Source organism: Roseibium sp. RKSG952 (assembly GCF_009711355.1).
Window position 1 is genome coordinate 1 of record NZ_SMMF01000607.1, and the last position, 2,444, is coordinate 2,444.

The window sequence follows — 2,444 nt, forward strand, 5'->3', positions numbered from 1 at the left end:
TTGACACCAAGGACACCTCAGCGCCTTCGCTCCAGCGCCACGACATCCCCTCTAGCATTGTTGACACCAAGGACGATGCTGTCCGGGGCCAGAAGAGCCTGTGCGTTCGCGAAAAAAACGCTGCGCGCAGAACGGCGGCTGGGTCTTCGACGCCGAGCGCTTCATCCAACGTTTCCGAGGATGACGACGAAACGCCCGTTCAGCTCCGCCTGATCGGTCCCGGCTCCTCAGTGAAGAAGCGCCGAAGCCGAACCGGGCCGGACGGCGACCGCTTCCGGAAGATCCGGGCTGCGCACCGGAACAAGGTTGCCGTCCGCGCCAAGAAGGCGGGTCGCGATCCGGGGAAAGGATCGACGGCCTCCGTCAACGGGATGACCCGAAGCGAAGAGACGCAGGCGAACTACATCGCTCGCGGCATGGGACTCGTCAGTCGTTACGTTCGCCATATAACGCCGCCCGAGGCCGCAGTCGGCAACGCCGGCTTCGATGCGCCAGATGTCATCAATCCAGTTCAGTTCGCCCACTTCGTCCTTAGTCTGAAACCAACCCTGAAGCCGTCCAGCTGGCGCGCTTACCGACAGTCGGCGAAGGCGATCATCGACACCCTACCGCACGACGATGTCGACCGCGCTATGGCTCTCTTCGATGCCGACTTCAACGAGGCGGAAACGCCGGAGAAGAAATCGACGACGAAGGATAAGTCCGGCCGAGGCCTGAAAAGAAAGACGAGCGCCCTCAAGGAGAAGAAATTCCCGCATCCGGAATTCGAGCGCGCCCTCGCCTATCTCACGAAATTCTCGAAGTCGAAATACAGCCTGGTGCTGGCCGATTGGCTGGTCGCCGGGATCACGACCGGACTTCGACCTGTCGAATGGCAGGCGACGGATATCGAAATCATAGAGGACGAGGCCGCCCCGAACGGTCGTTGGATCTGGCTCTACGTCCTGAATGCCAAGTCGACGAACGGCCGGGGCAATGGTCTCGTTCGCACAATTGACATCTCCGAATTTGACGACCGCACGGTCGGGGCAATCCGCCGGATGTCGACCCGCGGCTTGTCGTGGCTCAACGATCTGACCTACGACCACCATCAGTCACAGTGTTCTCAACTGCTGTATCAGATATCGGAAAAGATCTTCACGGCTCCGGGGCTGGGACGGAAGAAGACTTATTGCCTCTATTCCTTACGGCATCAGTTCGTTGCGAATATGAAGGCAATCAAGAAATCCGAGGAGGTGTCGGCACTCGTGGGGCACATCGGGACCGAGACCTCGCATAGTCATTATGCCAAGCGCCGGATCGCCTGGGACGAACGGGAGTTGATCGGCATTCCGGATCCGGTGCCGGAAGAAGTCGCGACCGTGCGCGAGACGCACAAATACTTCGAGCAGAGAATGCGGGATGCCGCAGAGGCGGGTCTCATCAGGCCGCCATCGCTCGGTGAGGAGGATATATGAGTCGTCAGGTAGAGGCATCCTGGCCGGAACTTCGAATACCGGGCCTTCTACCGGAATTCCGAGCGAGGGGGGTTTACCGGGATTCCGAAATTCAGGTTCCGAGGCTGGAGGAACTGGCCGACGTTGAAGCTGATTACGAGATCCCGGCGGTGCTTCGCGGAAAGACGTCGGACGTAATCGCGACCGAGGTGCGCGAGGCGTTGCCCGGCCTCAAGTCGGGCCGCGAGAGATTTCTGGATCTCCGCCTTATCTCGCTCGTTCTGAACGATGCGAATTTGGCCTCGGCTGTGAGTGAGTTCCTGCGACGGGTCCCGTCCGGGTGGGCGGCCATCGCACTTCCTGAGGTCGTCGAGAATATCGAGGACGGATTGTCTCCGGAGGAGGCCGTCGTTCGGTATGTGTCAAAGGGATTTCCGGTGGAGGGAAAGGACCGTCCCGATCTCGGCATGCTCGAAGCCTCAGGAATGACGCCGATCAATCGGGAAACCATCGCTTCCTGGTGCGCGGTTCCCGCCGATCGCATGCCCTCGTGGCAGTCAGGTGAATCTCGCGCCCTCGCCTCCGTCTTTCTCGGGATGTCGAACCTTCCTAGAATCCTGGGGTATCGCGTTCTGCTGGAGGCGTGGCCGGGTTCATTCTCGAATTTGCTGTCGTCATGCGTGTCGAACGTTTACGACCCGGCGGAGATCGAGTCCCTGCTGGATCGTGCCGACCGGGGTCTGATCGAAGTGGATAATGTGAACGACCGACTCTTCGAGGTGCAGCGTCAATTGCGTCATCGGTCAGAGATCGCGGCAATGAAGACGTTTTTGCTCTTTCGAAGACATGGGGTCCCGGGGAAGGAGGTGGATCCGAAGAAATGGATCGCGTCCTTCAGGGAATACGCGCTCGGGCTTTCTGTCGGCCGAACCTTGCCGGAGATTCTGGCGTGGGGTGAGGATTGGAGTGAGGTGTATCGGTGACTGCTCCCCGCCCTGAAGGACGGGG

The 2,444-nt window shown here is 59.9% G+C and carries 1 protein-coding gene and 1 pseudogene; both read left to right on the plus strand.

Annotated features, from left to right (window positions below):
• Positions 1-1,457: pseudogene (locus E1297_RS49025) on the plus strand (hypothetical protein); the annotation flags it as partial.
• A complete protein-coding gene (locus E1297_RS02750; RefSeq protein WP_155133605.1) occupies positions 1,454-2,419 on the plus strand; it encodes a hypothetical protein in 966 nt (321 codons plus the stop codon). The pseudogene E1297_RS49025 and the gene E1297_RS02750, both read left to right, overlap by 4 nt.
• Positions 2,420-2,444 lie beyond the last annotated feature (25 nt).